At 66.3% G+C, this 18,712-nt stretch carries 16 protein-coding genes; 6 read left to right on the top strand and 10 right to left on the bottom strand.

What is annotated here, in order from left to right:
• Positions 1-4 precede the first annotated feature (4 nt).
• The 6 genes from nosZ to WC815_10200 are packed head-to-tail and all read left to right on the top strand — an operon-like array spanning position 5 to position 6,097.
• Positions 5-1,858 carry a Sec-dependent nitrous-oxide reductase gene (gene nosZ, locus WC815_10225; GenBank protein MFA5909141.1) on the top strand — a complete coding sequence of 618 codons (1,854 nt, stop codon included), beginning with the start codon at positions 5-7 and terminating at the stop codon, positions 1,856-1,858.
• 44 nt (positions 1,859-1,902) lie between these two features.
• Complete coding sequence (locus WC815_10220; GenBank protein MFA5909140.1) at positions 1,903-2,553, top strand: hypothetical protein; 651 nt, start codon at positions 1,903-1,905, stop codon at positions 2,551-2,553.
• Between the two features lie 4 nt (positions 2,554-2,557).
• Positions 2,558-3,958: a nitrous oxide reductase family maturation protein NosD gene (locus tag WC815_10215; protein MFA5909139.1), complete on the top strand. Its 1,401-nt coding sequence runs from the start codon at positions 2,558-2,560 to the stop codon at positions 3,956-3,958.
• Complete coding sequence (locus WC815_10210) at positions 3,955-4,854, top strand: ABC transporter ATP-binding protein (protein ID MFA5909138.1); 900 nt, start codon at positions 3,955-3,957, stop codon at positions 4,852-4,854. The genes WC815_10215 and WC815_10210 overlap by 4 nt, the downstream gene beginning before the upstream one ends.
• Positions 4,851-5,261 carry a nitrous oxide reductase accessory protein NosL gene (locus WC815_10205; GenBank protein ID MFA5909137.1) on the top strand — a complete coding sequence of 137 codons (411 nt, stop codon included), beginning with the start codon at positions 4,851-4,853 and terminating at the stop codon, positions 5,259-5,261. The genes WC815_10210 and WC815_10205 overlap by 4 nt, the downstream gene beginning before the upstream one ends.
• Positions 5,258-6,097, top strand: coding sequence for an ABC transporter permease subunit (locus WC815_10200; protein ID MFA5909136.1), 840 nt, complete (start codon positions 5,258-5,260; stop codon positions 6,095-6,097). The genes WC815_10205 and WC815_10200 overlap by 4 nt, the downstream gene beginning before the upstream one ends.
• A 65-nt stretch (positions 6,098-6,162) precedes the next feature.
• Here the strand turns inward: WC815_10200 and WC815_10195 are convergent, their stop codons facing one another.
• The 10 genes from WC815_10195 to WC815_10150 all read right to left on the bottom strand — a co-directional run bounded on the left by WC815_10195 (position 6,163) and on the right by WC815_10150 (position 18,518).
• Complete coding sequence (locus WC815_10195) at positions 6,163-6,576, bottom strand: hypothetical protein (protein MFA5909135.1); 414 nt, start codon at positions 6,574-6,576, stop codon at positions 6,163-6,165.
• Between the two features lie 30 nt (positions 6,577-6,606).
• Positions 6,607-9,081 (bottom strand): hypothetical protein, encoded by a 2,475-nt coding sequence (locus tag WC815_10190; GenBank protein MFA5909134.1) that lies wholly within the window; start codon positions 9,079-9,081, stop codon positions 6,607-6,609.
• Between the two features lie 327 nt (positions 9,082-9,408).
• The gene (locus tag WC815_10185) at positions 9,409-10,026 is read right to left on the bottom strand and encodes a YceI family protein (GenBank protein ID MFA5909133.1); all 618 of its coding nucleotides are present in this window, start codon (positions 10,024-10,026) and stop codon (positions 9,409-9,411) included.
• A complete protein-coding gene (locus WC815_10180; GenBank protein MFA5909132.1) occupies positions 10,026-11,342 on the bottom strand; it encodes an alpha-hydroxy acid oxidase in 1,317 nt (438 codons plus the stop codon). The genes WC815_10185 and WC815_10180 overlap by 1 nt, the downstream gene beginning before the upstream one ends.
• 132 nt (positions 11,343-11,474) lie before the next feature.
• Positions 11,475-14,420, bottom strand: coding sequence for a carboxypeptidase regulatory-like domain-containing protein (locus WC815_10175; protein MFA5909131.1), 2,946 nt, complete (start codon positions 14,418-14,420; stop codon positions 11,475-11,477).
• Positions 14,421-14,595: 175 nt separating this feature from the next.
• Positions 14,596-15,288 (bottom strand): Crp/Fnr family transcriptional regulator, encoded by a 693-nt coding sequence (locus tag WC815_10170; protein MFA5909130.1) that lies wholly within the window; start codon positions 15,286-15,288, stop codon positions 14,596-14,598.
• A gap of 47 nt (positions 15,289-15,335) precedes the next feature.
• A complete protein-coding gene (locus WC815_10165) occupies positions 15,336-15,866 on the bottom strand; it encodes a hemerythrin domain-containing protein (protein MFA5909129.1) in 531 nt (176 codons plus the stop codon).
• A 118-nt stretch (positions 15,867-15,984) separates the two neighbouring features.
• Positions 15,985-16,560: an SRPBCC family protein gene (locus WC815_10160; protein MFA5909128.1), complete on the bottom strand. Its 576-nt coding sequence runs from the start codon at positions 16,558-16,560 to the stop codon at positions 15,985-15,987.
• Between the two features lie 89 nt (positions 16,561-16,649).
• Positions 16,650-18,038: a multicopper oxidase family protein gene (locus WC815_10155; protein ID MFA5909127.1), complete on the bottom strand. Its 1,389-nt coding sequence runs from the start codon at positions 18,036-18,038 to the stop codon at positions 16,650-16,652.
• Between the two features lie 66 nt (positions 18,039-18,104).
• The gene (locus WC815_10150; GenBank protein MFA5909126.1) at positions 18,105-18,518 is read right to left on the bottom strand and encodes a cytochrome c; all 414 of its coding nucleotides are present in this window, start codon (positions 18,516-18,518) and stop codon (positions 18,105-18,107) included.
• Positions 18,519-18,712 lie beyond the last annotated feature (194 nt).

Genomic DNA, 18,712 nt, shown 5'->3' with positions numbered 1-18,712 from the left:
TCATATGGATCGAAAGAATCGCGTGGCGTGGTCGAGGGCATCCGCCCTGTTGGTGCTGGCGCTGATCGCCAGCCAGTGCACGCCGAGCCAGCCCGCGTCACGGCGCGCCGGCGGCGGGGTGCAGTCGGACGCCGCAGTGGCCGCGCAGAAGACCTACGTGGCGCCGGGCGACCTCGACGAGTACTACATGTTCTCCTCGGGCGGGCATTCCGGCCAGATCTACGTCTACGGGCTGCCCTCGATGCGGCATCTCTCGACCATCCCGGTCTACACGCCCTACCCGGCCACCGGCTACGGCTTCGATGACGACTCCAAGAAGATGCTGGGCGAGCTGACCTGGGGCGACGCGCATCACCCGGCGCTGTCGGAGACCAAGGGTGACTACGACGGCCGCTGGCTGTTCATCAACGAGATGAACGGGCGCATCGCGCGCATCGACCTGCGCGACTTCAAGACCAAGCAGATCCTCGGGCCGGTGCCGAACCTGCATGGCAACCACGCCTCGTCGTTCGTCACGCCGAACACCGAATACGCGATGATGGCGACGCGGTTCTCGCGTCCGGTGCCCAACCGGGTGGTCGGCATCGACAAGTACGCGACCGAGTACAAGGGCATCATCGCCGGCGTCAAGATCGATCCGAAGTCTGGCGAGATGTCGCTGGCCTGGCAGATCCTGATGCCGCCCTTCGACTACGACCTCGGCGACGCCGGCAAGCTGGCGTCCGACGGCTGGATGTTCTTCAGCTCGTACAACTCCGAGCGGGCCACCGGCAAGCTCGAGGTCACCGCCTCGCAGCGCGACCAGGACTACATTGCCGCCGTCGACTGGCGCGCCGCCGAGAAGGCGATTGCCGAAGGCAAGGGTGACGTCATCGCCGGCGTCAAGGTGCTCGACCCGAAGAAGGTGCCCGGCATCGTCTACCTGATGCCCTGCGGCAAGTCGCCGCACGGGGTCGACGTGTCGCCGGACGGCAAGTGGATCATCGGCTCCGGCAAGCTCCAGGGCGTGACCACGGCGTTCAACTTCGAGAAGATCCAGACGGCGATTCGCAACAAGGACTTCACCGGCGAGGAAGACGGCATCCCGGTGCTGAAGTACGAGTCGATCAAGGACGCCGAGATCGCGGTCGGTTTGGGCCCGCTGCACACGCAGTTCGGCACCGACGGCTGGGCCTACACCTCGCTGTTCGTAGACAGCGCGATCGCTAAGTGGAAGCTCGGCACGTGGGAGGTCGTTGACAAGGCGCCGATGTCGTACTCGATCGGCCACCTGGCGGCGGCGGAAGGCGACACCGTGAGCCCCGACGGCAATTACCTGGTCGGCCTCAACAAGCTGTCGCACGGCCGCCACCTCAACGTCGGACCGTCGCAGCCCGAGTCGTCTCAGCTCCTCGACATCACCGAGGAGAAGATGAAGCTGCTCTACGACGCCTTCACCGAGCCCGAGCCGCACTACGCGCAGATCATCAAGGCCGACAAGATCCACCCGATCGAGGTGTATCCGAAAGAGGAGAACAAGCACCCGATGGCGGTCTGGGACGTCAAGGACGCCGGCGTCACCCGCAACGGCAAGAAGGTGCTGGTCAAGGTGGTGGCGGTGCGCTCGACGCTGACGCCGACCTCGTTCGAGGTCAGCGCCGGTGACGAGGTGACGGTGGCCATCACCAACATCGAGCAGACCACCGACGAGCTGCACGGCTTCGGGCTGCTCGACTACAACATCAACGTCGTGATCGACCCGGGCGAGACCAAGACGGTGACCTTCACCGCCAAGAAGAGCGGCGTGTTCGCCTACTACTGCACCAACTTCTGTTCGGCGCTACACCAGGAGATGCAGGGCTACATGATCGTGAAGTGAGCAGTCGGAAGTGAGAAGTCAGAAGCAGTTTTGAGGTGGTCATCATGCAGGCGTCCCTCCAACGCGCGAATCGGTTTCTCGATCAACCGATCGGCTACCCGGCGAGACTCATGCTCCTCGCCGCGGCGGTGCTGCTGGTGGCCACCTATTTCTTCCCCCTCTGGAACCTGACGATGTTCGCACCGCAGTATCCAGAGGGGCTTCGCCTCGACATCTATTCCTACACGCTGGTCGGCGGCAACAACGGACAGGACGTCAAGGAAATCAACCTGCTCAACCACTACATCGGCATGCACGACCTGGTGAACGAATCGTTCACCGAGTTCAAGTGGATGCCGTTCGTGATTGGTGCGCTCGGCCTGATCGTGCTGCGCGCCGCGGTCCACGGCACCGTCGTCGCGCTGGTGGATGTGACCATGCTGTTCGTCTACTTCGGCGGTTTCTCGCTGTGGTCGTTCGGCTACAAGCTGTATCGCTACGGCCACGACCTGGCGCCGGAGGCGGCGGTGCAGGTGCCGCCATTCATGCCGCCGATGTTCGGCTACCGGCAGATCGCGAACTTCGAGGTCTATTCGTACCCCCGGCCGGCGTCGTACGCGATGGCCGGCGTGGTGGTGCTCCTGCTCGGCGCGTTGCTCTGGACGTGGTGGCAAGCCCGCCACCGCGTGCCCCCCGTGGCGGCGGACCGGGGATGACCTCATGACGGCGGGCACGGTATTGTTGCTGATGGGCCTGCTGCAGGGGGCCGTGACCGACCCGGACGCGCTGCCGCCTGGGCCCGGGGTCGAGGGACGTCCGCCCGCGCAGCACGCCTCGCCCCTCCAGGCCCTGGTCGATCGCGCGCACCGTGGCGATCGAGTGGTGGTGCCGGCCGGCACCTACGACGGCGACCTGTTCATCGATGTCCCGATCACCCTCAGCGGCATGGGTCGTCCGACCCTCCGCGGATCGGGCACCGGTAGCGTGGTCCGCGTGCGTGCCGCCGGCGTCATCATCGAGGGCTTCGATATCGACGGCCGCGGCACCGGCGACCTGGGCCGGGACACCTCCGGCATTCACGTCGCCGCGGCGCGCGTCACCATTCGCGACTGCCGCATCCGCCAGGCGCTGTTCGGCGTCTACTTGCGGGAAGCGGACGATGCAACGGTCGAGCAGACCACGATCACCGGCATTCCCGGGCGCGATCCGGGCGAGAAGGGCAGCGGCATCCACGTCTGGAACAGCCTGCGCTTCCGCCTGACCGGCAACACCATCACCGGCGCCCGCGACGGGTTCTACATCCAGTCCTCGTCTCACGGGTTGGTGCGCGGCAACCACGCCAGCGACCTCCGCTACGGCCTCCATTACATGTTCTCGGACGACAACGTGTTCGAAGACAACGTGTTCGAGCGCGGCGCCGCCGGCGCGGCGCTGATGTATTCCAACCGCATGGTCTTCCGCCGCAACCGCTTCGTGAACAACCGCGGCTTCGCCTCGGTCGGCCTGCTCCTCAAGGCATGTGACGACGTGGTGGCCGAAGACAACCTGATTGCCGACAACGCCCGCGGCATCTTCCTCGAGGGCTCGTACCGCAATCACTTCCGCCGCAACCTCGTGGCGATGTCCGACATGGCGCTGGTGATCTACGACTCGAGTGGCGCCAACACCTTCGAGGGCAACGCCTTCGTCGGCAACCTGACACCGTTGTCGCTGTCGGGCAAGCGCACCGACACCGTGTTCGACGGCAACTACTGGTCCGACCACGGCGACCCCGACCTCGACGGCGACGGCGTCAGCGACCGGCCGTACCGGTTGTCGAATGTGTTCGATCACCTGCGCGGCAACCTGACCGCCGCCGACCTGTTCTCGCGCAGCCTGGCGGCAACGGCGCTGGGCGCGGCGGAACGGGCCTTCCCGGTCCTCGACCCGATTCCCGTTGTCGACGCGCATCCGCTGGCGCGTCTTCCCGTTCTCGACGCGGTGCCGACGCAGGCGTCCGTCGCCGCATCCCGCTCCGTCGCGAGCACCGGCCCGCCGCTCCTTCTCCTCCTGCTTGGCGGCGGGTTGCTCGCGGCGGGCCGCCTCCGCCCAGGCTTCGGCGGGCCAAGGCGGGCATCGTGATCGAATACCGCGCCTTCACGAAGCGCTTCGACGGCAGGACCGCCGTGGACGCCCTGACGCTGGTGGTGCCGTCCGGGGCGGTGGTGGCGCTGCTCGGACCGAACGGGTCCGGCAAGACCACGTCGATCAAGGCGGCGGCCGGCCTGATCCGGCCCGACGCCGGCGAGGTGGTGTTGGGCCACGATCGCATCAGCGCACTCGACCCTCGCGGCCGCCGCTCCTGTTCGTTCCTGCCGCAGCGGGTGTCGTTTCCGGAAACGCTCACCGGCCGCGAAGTCGTCGAGTTCTACCGCCGGCTGCGCTCGGCTCCCGCTGATGCCGCCGATCGCGTCCTGAAGTTCGCGTCGCTCAACGGCGCCGGGGCGCGGACCGTCGGCACCTACTCCGGCGGCATGGTGCAGCGGCTCGGGCTGGCGGTGGCCACGCTGGGCACCACCGAAGTGCTGCTGCTCGACGAGCCCACCGCGGCGCTCGACCCCGATGGCCTTTGTGCGTTCTATGGCCTGGTCGAGACGCGCCGGCGCTCGGGCGGCACCGTCTTCTTCAGCTCGCACCAGCTCGGCGACATCGAACGCCTCGCCGACGTCGTCGCGGTCATCGTCGCCGGCAAGCTCGTGGCCCAGTTCACCGAGCGCGACCTGGCGGCGCGGCTGGCGGACCGTGGCGTCATGCGCGTGCGGCTGGCGGCGCGAATCGACGGGCTGCTCGAGCGCGTCCGCGCCAGCGCCCCCGAGGCCCGGTGGTCCGGCGATGAGCTGATCATCCCCGGCTCGGCATCGACGCGCCCGCTGGTGCTCGATCTGATCCGCGAGTCCGGCGCCGAGATCCGTGGCCTCACCGCGGAAGAAGGCCGGCTCGACGCGTTCTATCGCGAGCTGATTGGAGCGGCGTCATGACGAGGTGGATGCTGGCCGCCGCCCTGGTCACCATGAGCGCGTGTGCCGGAGGGCCGCCGGAGCCGGCCACCGTGGCACTGGGCGAAGACGCGTGCGCCTACTGCCGCATGACGATCGTGTCACGCGCCACGGCCGCGCAAATCGTCCGCGCCGGCGACGAGCCGGTGTTCTTCGACGAGATCGGCTGCCTGCGGGACTACCTGGCCAGGCGCGCCGCGCCGGCCGATGCGGTGGTCTACGTGACCGACCATCGCACCGGTGCCTGGGTGGAGGCACGGACCGCGGTGTTCACCAGGACCTCAACTTCCACGCCGATGGCGTCTGGCCTGCTCGCCCATGCCGACGCGGCGTCTCGAGACGCCGATCCGGCCGCGGCCGGCGGCAGCCAGGCGGCGGTGATCCCATGACCTCCCTGCGATCGGTGCTCTGGATCTGCGCGCGTTACGAGCTCGTGCTGGCCGTGCGGTCGCGGTGGCTGCAGTTGTTCGCCGTGGTTTTCGCCCTGCTCGCGCTCGCGGTGTCGGGCGCCGGCTACATCCTCTCCGGCGGGTACGGCGTCCAGGACTTCTCGCGCACCGCCGTGTCGCTGGTCCAGATCGTGTTGTTGCTGGTGCCGCTGGCCGCGCTGGTGTTCGGCGGGCTCGCCCTCACGCCCGACCGCGGCGCCGCGGAGCTGCTCTACTCGCAACCGGTGCACCGGGGCGCCATCCTGCTGGGGCGGATGCTGGGCGTGTGGCTGGCGCTGGCCGCGGCGGAGTTCATCGGCTTCGGCATCGCGGGGGTGTTCATGCAATACCAGGCCGGTCCGGACGGGCTCTGGCGCTACGGCGCGCTGGTGCTGACCGCCGTCGCCATCACCGGCGTGTTTCTCGCCATCGCCACCCTGCTCGCCAGCATCAACGCCGGCCGCCGCACCCGCGTGCTGGCCGCGGCCCTGGTGGTCTGGTTCGTCACGGTGGTGATGTTCGACGTAGCGGTGCTTGGCGTCGCCTCGATGTTGCGGTCGGGCACCGCGTCGCGCCTGCTGATTACGGCGACGTTGATCAATCCGGTGGACGCGGCCCGCACCGGGTCGCTGCTCGCCATCGAAGGCACGGCCGCGTTCGGGGCGGCGTCGCTGGCGCTGTTGCGCTTTACCGGCGGGGCGGGAATGGCGGCGGTCCTGATCGCGGCGTCGCTCTTCGCCTGGTTGATCGCGCCGCTGCTGGTGGCCATGCGCGCGCTCTCACGCGCCGACATCTAGGGCTCCGCCGCCTCTCCTACCACCCAGCAAAAGGCTCGTCAGACGTGTCGTCGACTGCTTTCTGGTCAGGGCCGGCGCCCGGCTTCGAGATGGAATTGCCAGCCGGCCGCGCCGACCGCGGTCTCGAGTGCCTCGCGGAAGTGCCCGATGTCGAATGTCCCGCCGCCCGCGATCGACTTCACGGTGGTCGACTGCCTGGTGCGCATGCCCGACTGCGAGGTGACCTCGACCTTGAAGCCTGGCGGCGGCACGCCCCAAGACGACTCCGTGGTCATCTCGCGGAACTTCACGTCGTGGGCGCTGTCATCGAGATTGCAGGACATGCGGTACACGGCTTTGCGGCCGCCGAGGAACCACTTGCCCATCGGGATCTCGCGCTCGGCGGTGAGGCCGTTCGCGGCACTTTCGGCGTGGAGGCCTTCGGCCTCGGCGAGCGTGCGGAGAGTGTCGAGGAGTGCGGCGCGTTGAAGACTAGCCATGATTCCCTCCGAACATGTTTCTGAGCGTGATCACTGCTGCTTGGGGTCTCGGCCTTCCAGGCAGGCCAGCAGGACGCTGTCGCTCACATTGACGGGGCAGCCGCAAACGACCACCTCCATCGGTGCCGCCGAGGGCTGGCCAGACGGGTCGGGCGGATTCTTCGCCGCCTCGGCACGGTAGTACGCCGTCGGCGACATGCCGGCCGCCGACGCGCTCTCGAGAACGCTGGCGCAGAGGTTGTCGTCGTTGTCCGGCTTCGGATCATCGACGGGCGTCGCGGCAGAGTTTACGTTCACGTACTTGAAGTCAATATAGGCGTAGTCGCTCTGCGCCGCAGTGCGCTTGCCGACAAGCGCCACGCCGACTTCATTCCTGCCTGGACGCAACTCGTACATTCCGTTGACGCTCTTCTCTGCGGGCGCGCCATTGAGGTAGATCAGGGCTGCGGACTCCGCGGCACCAGTCACTTTGAAGGCGAACTTGACGTAGGTCTGCTCGATGACCGCGCCCTCCGTCAGCGGCGTCGGCTGGCCCTGTTCGTTCACCCAGTACAGCTGGTATCCCGGAAACAAGCTGGTCCCGATCGACCCGGCCTGCATCTCCCCCCAGCGGCGACCAATCACCCCCCAGTCGACCGTAGCCGACTTCGCGGCGTACTGAATCGTTTCGAAGGCCTGGCCATGGCCTGCGGCGATGGCAGCCGCATTGAGTCCCGAGTTGTAGGGCTTGAACTTTCCGGTCGCATGGTCGAACACGATTCGACGATTGTTGTCACCCGGATAGTTGGGGTCGGCGATGTAGAGAGTGCTGTCCTTTATCAGGTACGCGACCATGTCGTGGCCACCCCCCGTGGAACTGAAGATGCCCACTTCCTGCGGTTCACCGGTGGCGATCATCGCGTACGCGAACGCGCGGAGCGTCAAGTGATCGCTCGCGCCGGCCAACTGGAACATCAGCTTGTTCTCCCACGTCCCCCAGTTGATGTCGTTGTGAACAGTTGAGGCCAGGCGATATGCCCGGCTGTCGTCGTACCACAGGTCGGGCGTGGCCGGCCTGGCGCCGTTGCGATCGTAGCGGTTCCAAAGGTGCACGCCAGGGCCGTCAGGGCGGTTCACGAAGTACCACAGGGCGGTGAGTGACTGGCCGGCGCAGTGACCGTCGGGTTCGATATACGAACCCAGGTTCGGAAACTCCCAGTCGTCCAGGCCAGGCCGGAAACCCGTGTCGATCATCCCGCTGAGGATGGATTGGTCGAGCTCCGCCAGCGGGATCATGCTGACCAGAAACGAGGAGAAGTGCCTGGTTGCAACGGTGATCGCCTCACGGCTGATCGCCAGCAGCGGCATGCCTTCGAGCTTTCCCGACCGCGGGTCAACAAAGAACCCCATCGCAAAGTAGCCTTCCGGCACCTTGACGGGGATCGTGACTCTCATCATGGCGTCGGCCAGGGCGCCGCCGTTATCCACGGTGATCAAAGGCGAAATCGGCGTCACGCTGCGGCCCAACGTGTGGCTGACGATCGGCTCATAGGAAACGGCAAAGCGGCGGGCGGCGGGGTAGGAGTTCAGTGGCACCTCGATCGTGAAGCGATCCAGGGGATCGCCGGGTCTCTGGACGCTCAACGTTCCGCCGGCCGGCGGCACGTTGGCCGACAAGACCTGAACGGCCGGCCCCGTCCGAACTCCTCCAGCGCCCGGAGATGGCGGCACCGTGCCCCCTTGAGTCCCGCCGGTCGTGAGCACCCCGTTGCCGGGCGCCGTGATCTTCAGGTTGCGGAACTGCAACACCTGCACGTCCCCCGCGTCGTATACGCGCGCGCCAAAGGCCAGGTGCCGCCGCTCGCCCGGGCGCGGCGGCGACGCCAGGGGGTAGGTGACGGCTGGAAATCCCGCGGACTCGTACGTGACCCGCCCGTTCGCGATCGTGAGAACGTGCCTGGCGAATCTCGGCTCATTCAGTCCCGCGAAGATCGCATCCGGATGGTCCTTCATCACGCCACCGACGTTGATGGTGACGCCGCGCGTGCCGCGGTTCTCCCAGCGATAGGTCGCCTGCACGCCGATCAGCGGAGGCCCCGTGCTCACATTGCCGGCACCGGAGAGATTTCTCGCATCGGCACTCCACCACACGGTGGGACCCACGTAGCCCCTGCCGGTGCCGGCTTCGCCGCGGAACTCGAACTCCACGCGCACGTTGTCCATCGGGAACGTATCGACGGTCTCGACCAGGTCCTCGATGTACTCGCCGGTGCCGAGGGCCTCGAACGACAGGCTGTTGTTGTTGATGCGCCACGGGCTCTCCTCGGCGCGCACCGTGTTTCGCCGCAGCGTGTACTCGCGCCAGCGCGGACCGGGAGTGTTGGCGTCGGGACTCGCGAAGCGGTCCTCGAACAGCACCGCGGATGCCGCCGGGGTCGACACGGTGGCGGTCTGAGGGGACTGGGCACTCGCAACGGCCACGAGGCCGGCGAAAGCGAGGCTGGCAAGGAGCGCAGAGCGGGTCACGGCGGCACCTCCAACGGGCCAACCACTCGTCCCACGGGTGATCGCGATCGAGGACGATCGCTGGCTGCCTATCCCTTGGATAGAGGCAAGGTACGTGCCGCCGGTTACCCCTCAGGGTGGCCGTGCATAACCGGAAACCGCACCCGGCACTGGGGAATATTCGCAACTTTCGTGGAAATCTCCGCCGTGGTTCACGCGATCGTACCAGGCCCGAGGCCGGCCCCCGGCACGTCTCTAGCTCAGCAAGTGGAGGCGGGTCGACTTCTGCGCAGCGGGCCGGCGAACTCGCGCGCGCTGTCGCGCGCCGACATCTGAGCGACCGCCTGTTTACCTGGGGAAAAGACCCTTGAACTCAATGCGGATCTGTGGCCCCACTTTCAGCAACCCCAGCATCACCACCGGCGGATCGACGCCGAACTTCGTCATGTCGATTCGCGTGTTCCCCTCGATCTGAACATCCTTGTCGGATGCTTTCAGCGCGACGGGCAAGCTGATTGGCTGCGTCACACCGGTAATCGTCAGCGTGCCTGTCGCCTGAGTCTGTCCGCCCTTCACCTCGTATTGCTCCAGGCGGTAAACGATCTCGGCGAACTTGTCGGCCTTCATGGCCTCGAGAAGATGTTGCGTCATCTCGTCGTTGGGGCACTTGAACTCCTTGACCGGAACCGTAACCGTCGCGGCCTGCACCCCAGTCGCAAAGCCCGGCGCCGCCGGCTGGGCCGAGCCGGCGCCGGGAGTCACGGCCATCACACCCCTCACCGAACACGTCCACCCGCGGATGGTCGATGTCCCAGACACCGTGAAGTCAACGTTTTGTTGTTGCGCGGCCGCCGAGCGCGCCGGCACGGCCACCAGTCCGGCACTGAGCGTGATCGCCAGCCCAAGCTTGATTCCCCAACGCGGTGACATTCGCGACACTCCTTCCGCTCCCGCCGGCGTCGACATCACAGACCGAAGCCCAGGTTGTTGTTGCGCGTCATGATCGGCGCCCGCCCTTCCATCACGAACTGCGGACCGATTTGATCGATCGTCGTCGTCCGCGTCTGCCTCATGACCATCGTGAACTCGTCGAGGAGCAGCCCGATCACCTTGTCGACGCCTTCCTGACCGAACGCGCCAAGGCCCCAGACGTAAGGCCGGCCGATCCCCACGGCGTCGGCGCCAAGCGCAAGGGCCTTGAAAATATCGGCGCCGCGGCGGACGCCGCTGTCGACGAGAACGGGAACCCGGCCCTTCACGCCGGCGACGACCTCGGGGAGGGCCTCGATCGTCGAACGGAGGCTGTTCTCGGCGCGGCCGCCGTGGTTGGACACGAAGATGCCGTCGGCGCCGTTGGCGATGGCCAACTCCGCGTCCTCACGCGTGACGATGCCCTTCAGGATCACCTTCATGCTGGTGGCATCCTTAAGACGCTTGACGTAGTCCCACGTGTATGACGGACGAGGTCCGGGAGGACCGTCCAGGCCGCGGCGCATCGGCCTCTGGTAGCCCGGCTTGTGGTTGTGACAGTTCTGGCAGAGCGGTCGGTCGTATTGCTGGCTGCCGAGAGAGCGCCTCGCGAGCTCCCGATTGCTGCCACCCAGCAGATCAATGGTCCACACCAGAACGGGGCACCCTGCCGCCGCCACGCGGTCGATCACTTTCTTATTCACGTTCCAGTCGGGTGTCGTGTAGAGCTGAAACCACTGTGGCTCGCCCCTCGCCTCCGCGATGGCTTCATACGACTGCGAGCTCTGATTCGACTGAATCTGCAGAATGCCTCGCGCTCGCGCCGCGCGGGCGGCTCCACTTTCGCCCTGGGTGTGATACGCCTCGAGCGCCGCGACCGGACAAAGAAACAGCGGCGTGCCCCATTTGCGACCGAACAACTGGACCGACGTGTCCAACTTGGTGGTATCAGGCCCCAGGCGCCGTGGGCGAAGCATGAGGCGCTGGAAGCCTTCTCGGTTCGCCACGCGCGTCTCGAGATCGTCGACACCCATGTGGAGGTAGGCCCAATGTTCAGGCAGGTTGCCGGCGTGGGCGACCCTCTCGAAATCCCACACGTTGATAGCTTCAGCGGCCGTCTCAATCAGCTGCCCGGTGAAGTGCGTATCCAGGGCGCTTGGTGCCTGCAGCGTTGCGCCGCCGGCCTGCAGCTCCTGCCTCACCGCCTGCTGCCAGCTGGACGGCAGTGTGGGGTAGGCCAGGGCGAGCAGCGGGCTTCCAGCTAGCAGCTTGAAGAAATGTCGCCGACTTGTCAGATGGTCTGACGCGGCCATGTCCGCTGCTCGATCGTCGCCGGTATCAGGGGGAACCATGTTCGCTCCATCCTTTCTCTTTCCCGCACCGCGAACGCGGGCGGCCGTTCAACACGGCCGCCCGTTAGTCCGCTCATCTACCCTCGACTGCGCTCAGAAGGCGAAGCGGACGCCCATCTGCGCTTGTCGTGGGAACCCGCCGCCGCCTCGCAGATTCGTCAGCACGAGGAAGGTCGCGGCTGTCCGGCGATCCGACGAGGCTGCCGTCGGATTGTCGAAGTTCGCGCGGTTGGTGAGGTTGAAGACGTCCAGAAAGAGTTCCAACGCCCTCTCACCGCCGACCTTGCGACGCCAGCCGGCCCGGAGGTCGACCTGGAAGTAGTCGGGGCCGTACGCGCCGTTGCGCCCGCCAGCGTACTCCACGTCTTTCAACGCGTTCGTGCCGGTGCCGCTATAGGTACCGGCCGGGAGCGGATCGTTGAGTTCGCCGTTTTGATTGGCATCGATGCTGCTGTCGTACAGCGTGAACGGCGATCCGCTCATGTACCGCACGGTGGTGGACACGGTCGCCCCGCCGGTCTTCGGAATCTCGGCTCGGGCGCCGATCGACAGGATGTGACGGCGGTCTACGTCGCTCGGTGCCCGCCACTCGTCCAGGTTGAGGTCGGTCAGGACCTGGTAGGTGTTCTTGTCAGCCTGGTTGTTGGCCGTGCCGACGCCTTTCGACAAGGAGTACGAGACCCGGCCCGACCAGTTGTTGGAGTGCCGTTTTTCGAGCGACAGGTTCAACGCGTTATAGGTCGATTCGCCCGTGTTCTCCATCACCCAGACCTGCTGATTGTACGGCTCGCCCAGCACGCCAAAGGCATCCACGCGCGTGATCGCGCCGGTGCGGGTGGTGTTCGCCCGGACCATTGGGTTGAGGTTGCGCGCCAGGAACATGTCCTTATTGGCCATCCGGACGTAGTCGACGTGGAGCGCCATCGAGGAGGCCAGCTCCCGCACGTAGCCCACTGTGAGCTGATGCGCGTAGGGGATCTGCCGGTCCGGAGAATCGAAGATCACGGCCCCCGCGTTCTTCACGAGCGCCCCGGCCGGGTACTGCTGCCGGAGCAGCGTCCAGTTGACGACGGGGCCGTTGACGAGGAACGGGTCGGTCGGGAAGCGTCCCGCCGCCGGACCGGGGTCGGCGCTGTTATTCGGGAAGGTGGCGTTGACCGACGAGGTGTACTTGCCGAATTCCAGCGTGTCGTCGATGGCTCCCAGAATCGTCCGGTTGTAGAAGATCCCATATCCGGCACGCAGCACTGACTTGCCCGCCTCGTCCATCGAGTGCGTCAGCCCGATTCGGGGTGCGAAGTTGTTGCGATCGACCGGGGACTTGCTGCCCGCAGCAAACAGCGGATTGCCGGTCTCGTCGATCGGGATGATCTCGAGGTCGTAGCGAAGCCCGATGCTCAGGGTCGTCCGCGCGCCCATCTTCCACTTGTCCTGGGCGAACGCTTCGACCGTGTGGTTCTTCATGGTCGCGTCGTACTCCCCGGTCCGGATGGTGAGCCGTTCGGGATAGGTTCTCGGATTGGCAGCGTCGAACGGCAGGTCCGTGTTGAAGCGGAACGTGCCATTCATGTTGATTTGAGAAACCCGCCGCAGCTCCGTGTAGTTGTAGCGGGCGCCGAACTTGATCTCGTGGTCCCCCCGCTTGCCTGGGAGGAACCAGGAAAAGTCGTCTTCAATCTGGTAGTTGGAGTCCCAGGGGCCCTGGGCCTCGGTACTGGCCTGGCCCAGGAAGCTCAACTGGTCGAGCTGTGGCGGGCAATCGGACATCTTGGCAAGGTCTTCCTCACCCAGGGCACGGGAGCAGGCGTTGCCGTGCCACCAGTGTTCCCACGTCCGCGCCACCCGAAACGTATTGACCCGGGCATTGCCGAGCACGCTCGTCAAGGTGCCGACCGCGGTCTGATCGATGTCGGTCTCGTCCGACACCGATTGCAGGGTTTGTCGGGTCCCGACGATGGGGAACTGCGGCGCGCTCTCGCGCAGCCAGCGGACCGCCCACGTGTGATTCCCGCTGATCTGGTGGTCGAAGCGGACGACCGTGTTCCAGCCGGTACGATCCTCAGCAATCGAGAAGTTCAGGTCCGGCCGGTTTTGAAACACCCGCGTCCGGTTTGGGTTATCCACCTGCCGCTCGAGACTGACGAAGAAGTGCGCCTTGTTCTTGATGATCGGGCCCCCGAGCACGCCCCCCCACTCCTGCTTCTTGGATGTGGGCTTAGTCAGGTTTCCCGTCTTGACGAAGTAATCGGCGGCCGTCAGTTTGGGGCTCGCCATGTATCCGAACACCACACCCTTGAACTGGTTGGTCCCGGCTTTGGTCACCGCGTTGATGATCGCGCCGCCCGCGCGGCCATACTCCGCGTCGTACATGCTGGTCACGACCTGGAATTCCTGGATCGCCTCGAGCGGGGTGCGAACCTGCGCACCCGAACTGGTGCCGAGGGCGTCGTCCCCGTTGTAGCCGCCATCGACCGACACGTTGTTCCCTTGCGTGGACTGGCCGGACGCGACGATGGTGTCATTGCCCATCTGGTTGGAGGCCGAAAACTGAATGCCCGGCAGGAGGGCCACCACCGAAAAGTAGTTGCGGTTCATCGCCGGAAGCTCGCTCAGTTCCGCGGTGCCGATGTTGCCGCCCACCCTGGAGCTGGTCGTATCAATTAGCGGCGATTCGCCCGTGACACGCACGGTCTCCTCGAGCCCGCCGACCGCGAGCGACAGGTTGATCGTAAGCGTCTTTCCGACCTGCAGGATCAGGCCGGTCCGATCGGTCGTGCGGAAGCCCGGAAGCTTGGCGACGAGCCGGTACGGCCCTGGAACAAGCTGGGAGAGGAAGAAGGTCCCGGCGGGGCCACTGGTGGCCTCGCGAAACACGCCGGTGGCTTCGTTGGTGGCGACAATCGCCACGCCGGGAAGCACCGCGCCCTGTTCGTCCGCGATCTTTCCGGCGATTTCCGCCGTGCCCTGTTGAGCCCGCAACGGGACCGCCGCCGCGCACAAGAACAACGTGACGAGCCAACTGACAAGCAGCCTGCGCATCTACCACCTCCGGATTCGTCGTTTACGAGTGCGGAGCGGAGCAAACCGAACGCTTATGAAAGCGGACTCAAGAAAATGAAGGGACGGCCGGGACTATACCAGAATCTTCGCGCGCAGAGTGGGTGGGAACCGGGGCGCCCCACGTAATTCGTGCACACCCGGCCGCCGATGCCGTTTACGTCGCCGACGCCTCGTCCAGCGCGTTGCGATCGAGCACCACGAATCCGTCCTTCTCCGTGTGCAGGACGTTTTCCTTCTGCCAGCGGCTCATGATCCGGATCGCGGTTTCGATGGTCGTCCCCGTCAGGTCCGCCAGCTCCTGCCGCGACAGCGGCATGGCGACATACACACCGCCGCGCTCCGGCCGGCCGATCTGATCGCACAGCTTGAGGAACAGGCGGGCAAAGCGGGCTTCGACGCGCGCGCCGGTCAGCTCGGCCAGGCGGCGCGTCAGCTCCGCCAGGCGCAGGGTCAGGCCCGACAGCATGCCGCGCACCAGCGACGGATCCTGCTCGAGCAGGCGGAAGAACGCCGACTGCTCGATGTGCAGGCACTGCGTCGGCTCGAGGGTCAGCGCCGACGCCGGAAACGGCGCGCCCTCGTAGACCGCCACCGCGCCCAGCGGATCGCCGGCACCGAAGATCTCCAGGATGATTTCCTTGCCGGCCGGCGTGGACTTGAACACTTTGACGCGGCCGGTGACGATGGCGATGAAGCAGTCGCCGGGCTCGCCCTCGGAAAAGATCAGGTCACCGCGCTCGTAGGACTTCAGGTGCGCGACCTGTCCCACCCGGGCGCGGGCCTCAGGCGGGAGGCGCCGGAACAACGCGATCCGGCGTAGCAGGTCGTCATCCGGAGGCGCGGGCACGGGGGCATGATAGCCCACCCGCGCCAAGGCCACGACCGAGAGGCCGGCTAAGGCAGGCGCCGTTCGAGATCGAGCGCGCGTGGGAACAGCTCCTCGTTCTCGGTGCGGTGATGCTCGCGCAGGTCGGCGTCGAGTTGCGCCAGCTGGGTCAGGCAATGTCGCCACGCCAGGGTGGCGTCGTCCTGCGGAGCAAATCCCTGCGTCAGAGCGCGCAGGCGCGCCATCGCGGTCTCAATCCTGGCGTGCTCGGTCTCCATCATGCGGATGGGGTGAAGCACGGTGGGGAACGGCAGCGGGGGACGGCTCCTGCCTTCGCGATCCGCCTGCGCCAGCGCCACCAGCGCGGGGAACAGGACGTTCTCTTCCTTCGAGAGGTGGCCTTTCAGTTGCTGCATGAGGTCGGCGACCACGGCGCGCGTCTCGGCCAGCGCGCCCGCCGCACAGTCGTCGTCCGCCAGGCGGCCGAGGTCTTCCTGGATGATCGGCAAGGCGCGGTGCAGGTAAGCGTGGTGCCGCGAGACAATGCTTGCGCAGAGGTCGTCGATGGGCGGTGCGACGTCGTGATTGCCTTCGCGCATCCGGTGTTCCCTCCTGGGACACCCCCAGGCACTCGCGCCTCACTCGATGCTACCGGAGCGGCGCCACCCGCCACATGATCGCCGTCATATGGCCCCGCGCGGCGCGCTGAGCGCTGGCTCAGCGTGGAGCCAGCTTGCCGCCTTCGGCGAGAGTCTTCATGTTGGTCATCGCCCGCTGGAACGTGGCCGTGCGAGACGCCTTGTCCTTTTCCCTCGCCGCATCGTCCGGCAGCATCGAGTTGTCGTACATCAGCGTGTAGACGATCTTCGAGGTCTTGTCGGTGACCGGCCTGGCCTCAAGCGTGCCGTGATAAAGGTTGTACGGCCGGCCCGCGCGCACGGTCTGCGTGTAGGTGTATGACAGCTCGGTCTTGCCGACGAGCACTTCATTGGCGACCGATCGCACCGAGCCTACTTCGCCTTCGACTCCAGACAGCATCTTGCAGCCGGCTGGGATCTGCAGCCATTCGGCGATGTCGCAGTACTTGCCAACGCGCTTCCACACGTCCGCGGCGGGCCGGTCCACGGCAATCTCGAGGGGGATCGTGATGTAGGCCGGGTTGTCGACGACGATGCCGGCGGCCGGTGCGGCGGCCTGGGCGGCCGCCGCGGGCGCCTTGGCGTGGGCGATGTGAGGGGTGCAGAACAATGCCAGCGCGCCGGCGGCCATGGTGTGAGCGAGAGCAGTCCGCATCAGTCCTCCAATGCCCGTCGGCCGTGACTCGGCCCGGCGCGAGCTAGTCTACGTCAAGGCCATCGCAAATGACCCGGTGGCGAGCAGGATCAATCATTACGCGCAGGTGTGTCGTACCGCATCATCGTCATGAAGCCCATGTCCATGTGGAACTGATGGTGGCAATGGAACAGCGACAGCCCCGGCTGGGTGGTGGGCACGTCGATCTCCACCTGGCTCCACGCCGGCACGACGACGACGTCCTTCCAGATGCCTGAGACGCGCTGGCCCGCGTATTTGACCAGCTCGAAGGTGTGGCGATGCAGGTGGATCGGATGCGCGTCGGCGCTCTGGTTGTCCATCAGCCAGCGATAGCGCTGGTTGGCGCGCACGACGATCGGGTCGATACGCGGGTGTGACTGGCCGTTGATGGTCCAGCTGTGCCCGTCGCCCTTGGGCTTGAACACCATGGTCAGGCGGCCGTCGGGCTCCGCGACCGCGTCGGGCTTGCCGAACGGCAGGTAGCTCCAGCCGTCGATCGCCGGCGGCAGCCATCGCGGCGGGCCCGCCTGGCCCGCGTACTCGATGGCAATCCCCAATCCGGCATCGCGCTGAGCGGTCCGCGTCTCACCGAGGATCCACACGCCGGGACGGTTCATCTCGACAATCGCATCCACGCGCTCGCCGGGGCCGAGTTCCAGCATCGGCACGCTGGCCGGCGTGGGCACCGCGTTGCCGTCGAGGGCGATGACGTGAAACAGGTGTCCGGGCAGGGCCAGCTTGTGATGCAGCGTGGCGCTCGCGTTCAGGATGCGGAACAGCACGCGCTGCCCTTGCCGCACGCGCACCGGTTCGCCGGCGCCCAGCATCTTGCCGTTGATCGAGTGGTAGCGGTAGGTCACGTCGGCCGGGCCTTCGGCCGTCACCCGCGGATCCCATTCGTGAAGCAGGATCGGCACTTCCAGATCGTGGGCGCCCGGTTCATCGCCGTTCTCGACCACCAGCATGCCGAACTGGCCGGTGTAGGTGCCCACCTTGAAGTTGCGGCCGGCGGTGTTGTGGCTGTGGTACCAACGGGTGCCGGCGGGGTCCGGCGTAAAGCGGTAACGGGTGCGGCCGCCGTTGGGCGGGACGCCGGGCGTGCCCTCGTCATACACGCCGTCGACGTCCGACGGGATGTGAAGGCCGTGCCAGTGGACGATGTCCATTTCCTTGCTGTCGTTGTACACATCAAGGATCACGGGGCGGCCGCGCTGCGCACGCAGCAGCGGACCCGGCACCTGGCCGTTGTAGGCGAGGGTCTTCACCGTGCGGCCGGGCTTCAACTCGAGCGACAGCTCGCCGATGCGCAGCGTGATGTCGGCCGGTTCCGTAAACTGTTGGGGCTGGAGCGGAGACTGGGGCCGCGGCGCGTCCCCGTGTTGGGTGTGCTGGGCGCGGCCGATCGCAGCAGACGAACCCCACCAACACGTCAACGCGAGGAGTTGACGACGAGTCATGGGTGTGACGCTAGCACGTGCGGGCGAGGCGAGGGAACGGCCTCGCCCCGCCGACGGGACTTGAAACTAGGGCTTCTGCAACGACTTGATGTAGTCCGCCAGCGCCGCGACGCGAAGCTGGGCGGTGTCACGGCTCAACGAGTTGAACAAGGTGCCCCACATCGGCATGTCTCTGGTGCCGTGCGCAGGTACTTCATCCAGGCCCTCGATGTAGCGGCGAACCTTGACGTCCGGGAACTTCCCGCCATTCCGCGTGCTGACCTTGGTGAGATCGGCGGGAACCTTGGCGAGCGCGGTGGCAGCCGGGCCTTTGCCCAGGCCGTCCTTGCCGTGACACACGGCGCAGTAGCTGTCGAACATGCCCTTGGCGTCCGAAGCGGAGACGTTCTTGATTGGACCGGTTTCGATCTTCGGCTGGGCGAATGCCGAGCCGGCGGAAATCACGAGAGCGACGAGCGTGGCGAAGACAAGTCGGACCATCTGGAGCTTCTCCTTCTGCTGTGGGTCAGCTTTTGTAACGTTAAGCAGGAGCCATGCCAAGCGCCATGACCGTCGTCATACTGCCTCGGATCGCCGCAAAAAGCTATCTGCACAGTATGACCAAGCGGGACACTGCGAAATAGTCCGCAGGGATGGGAGATCCTGAGGGGCCATCTGGGGGGGGCGGCGACACA

The organism is Vicinamibacterales bacterium (assembly GCA_041659285.1).
Taxonomy (GTDB): domain Bacteria; phylum Acidobacteriota; class Vicinamibacteria; order Vicinamibacterales; family UBA2999; genus 12-FULL-67-14b.
The sequence above is the reverse complement of the archived record's forward strand: the minus strand, read 5'-3'. Positions and strand labels throughout refer to the sequence as shown.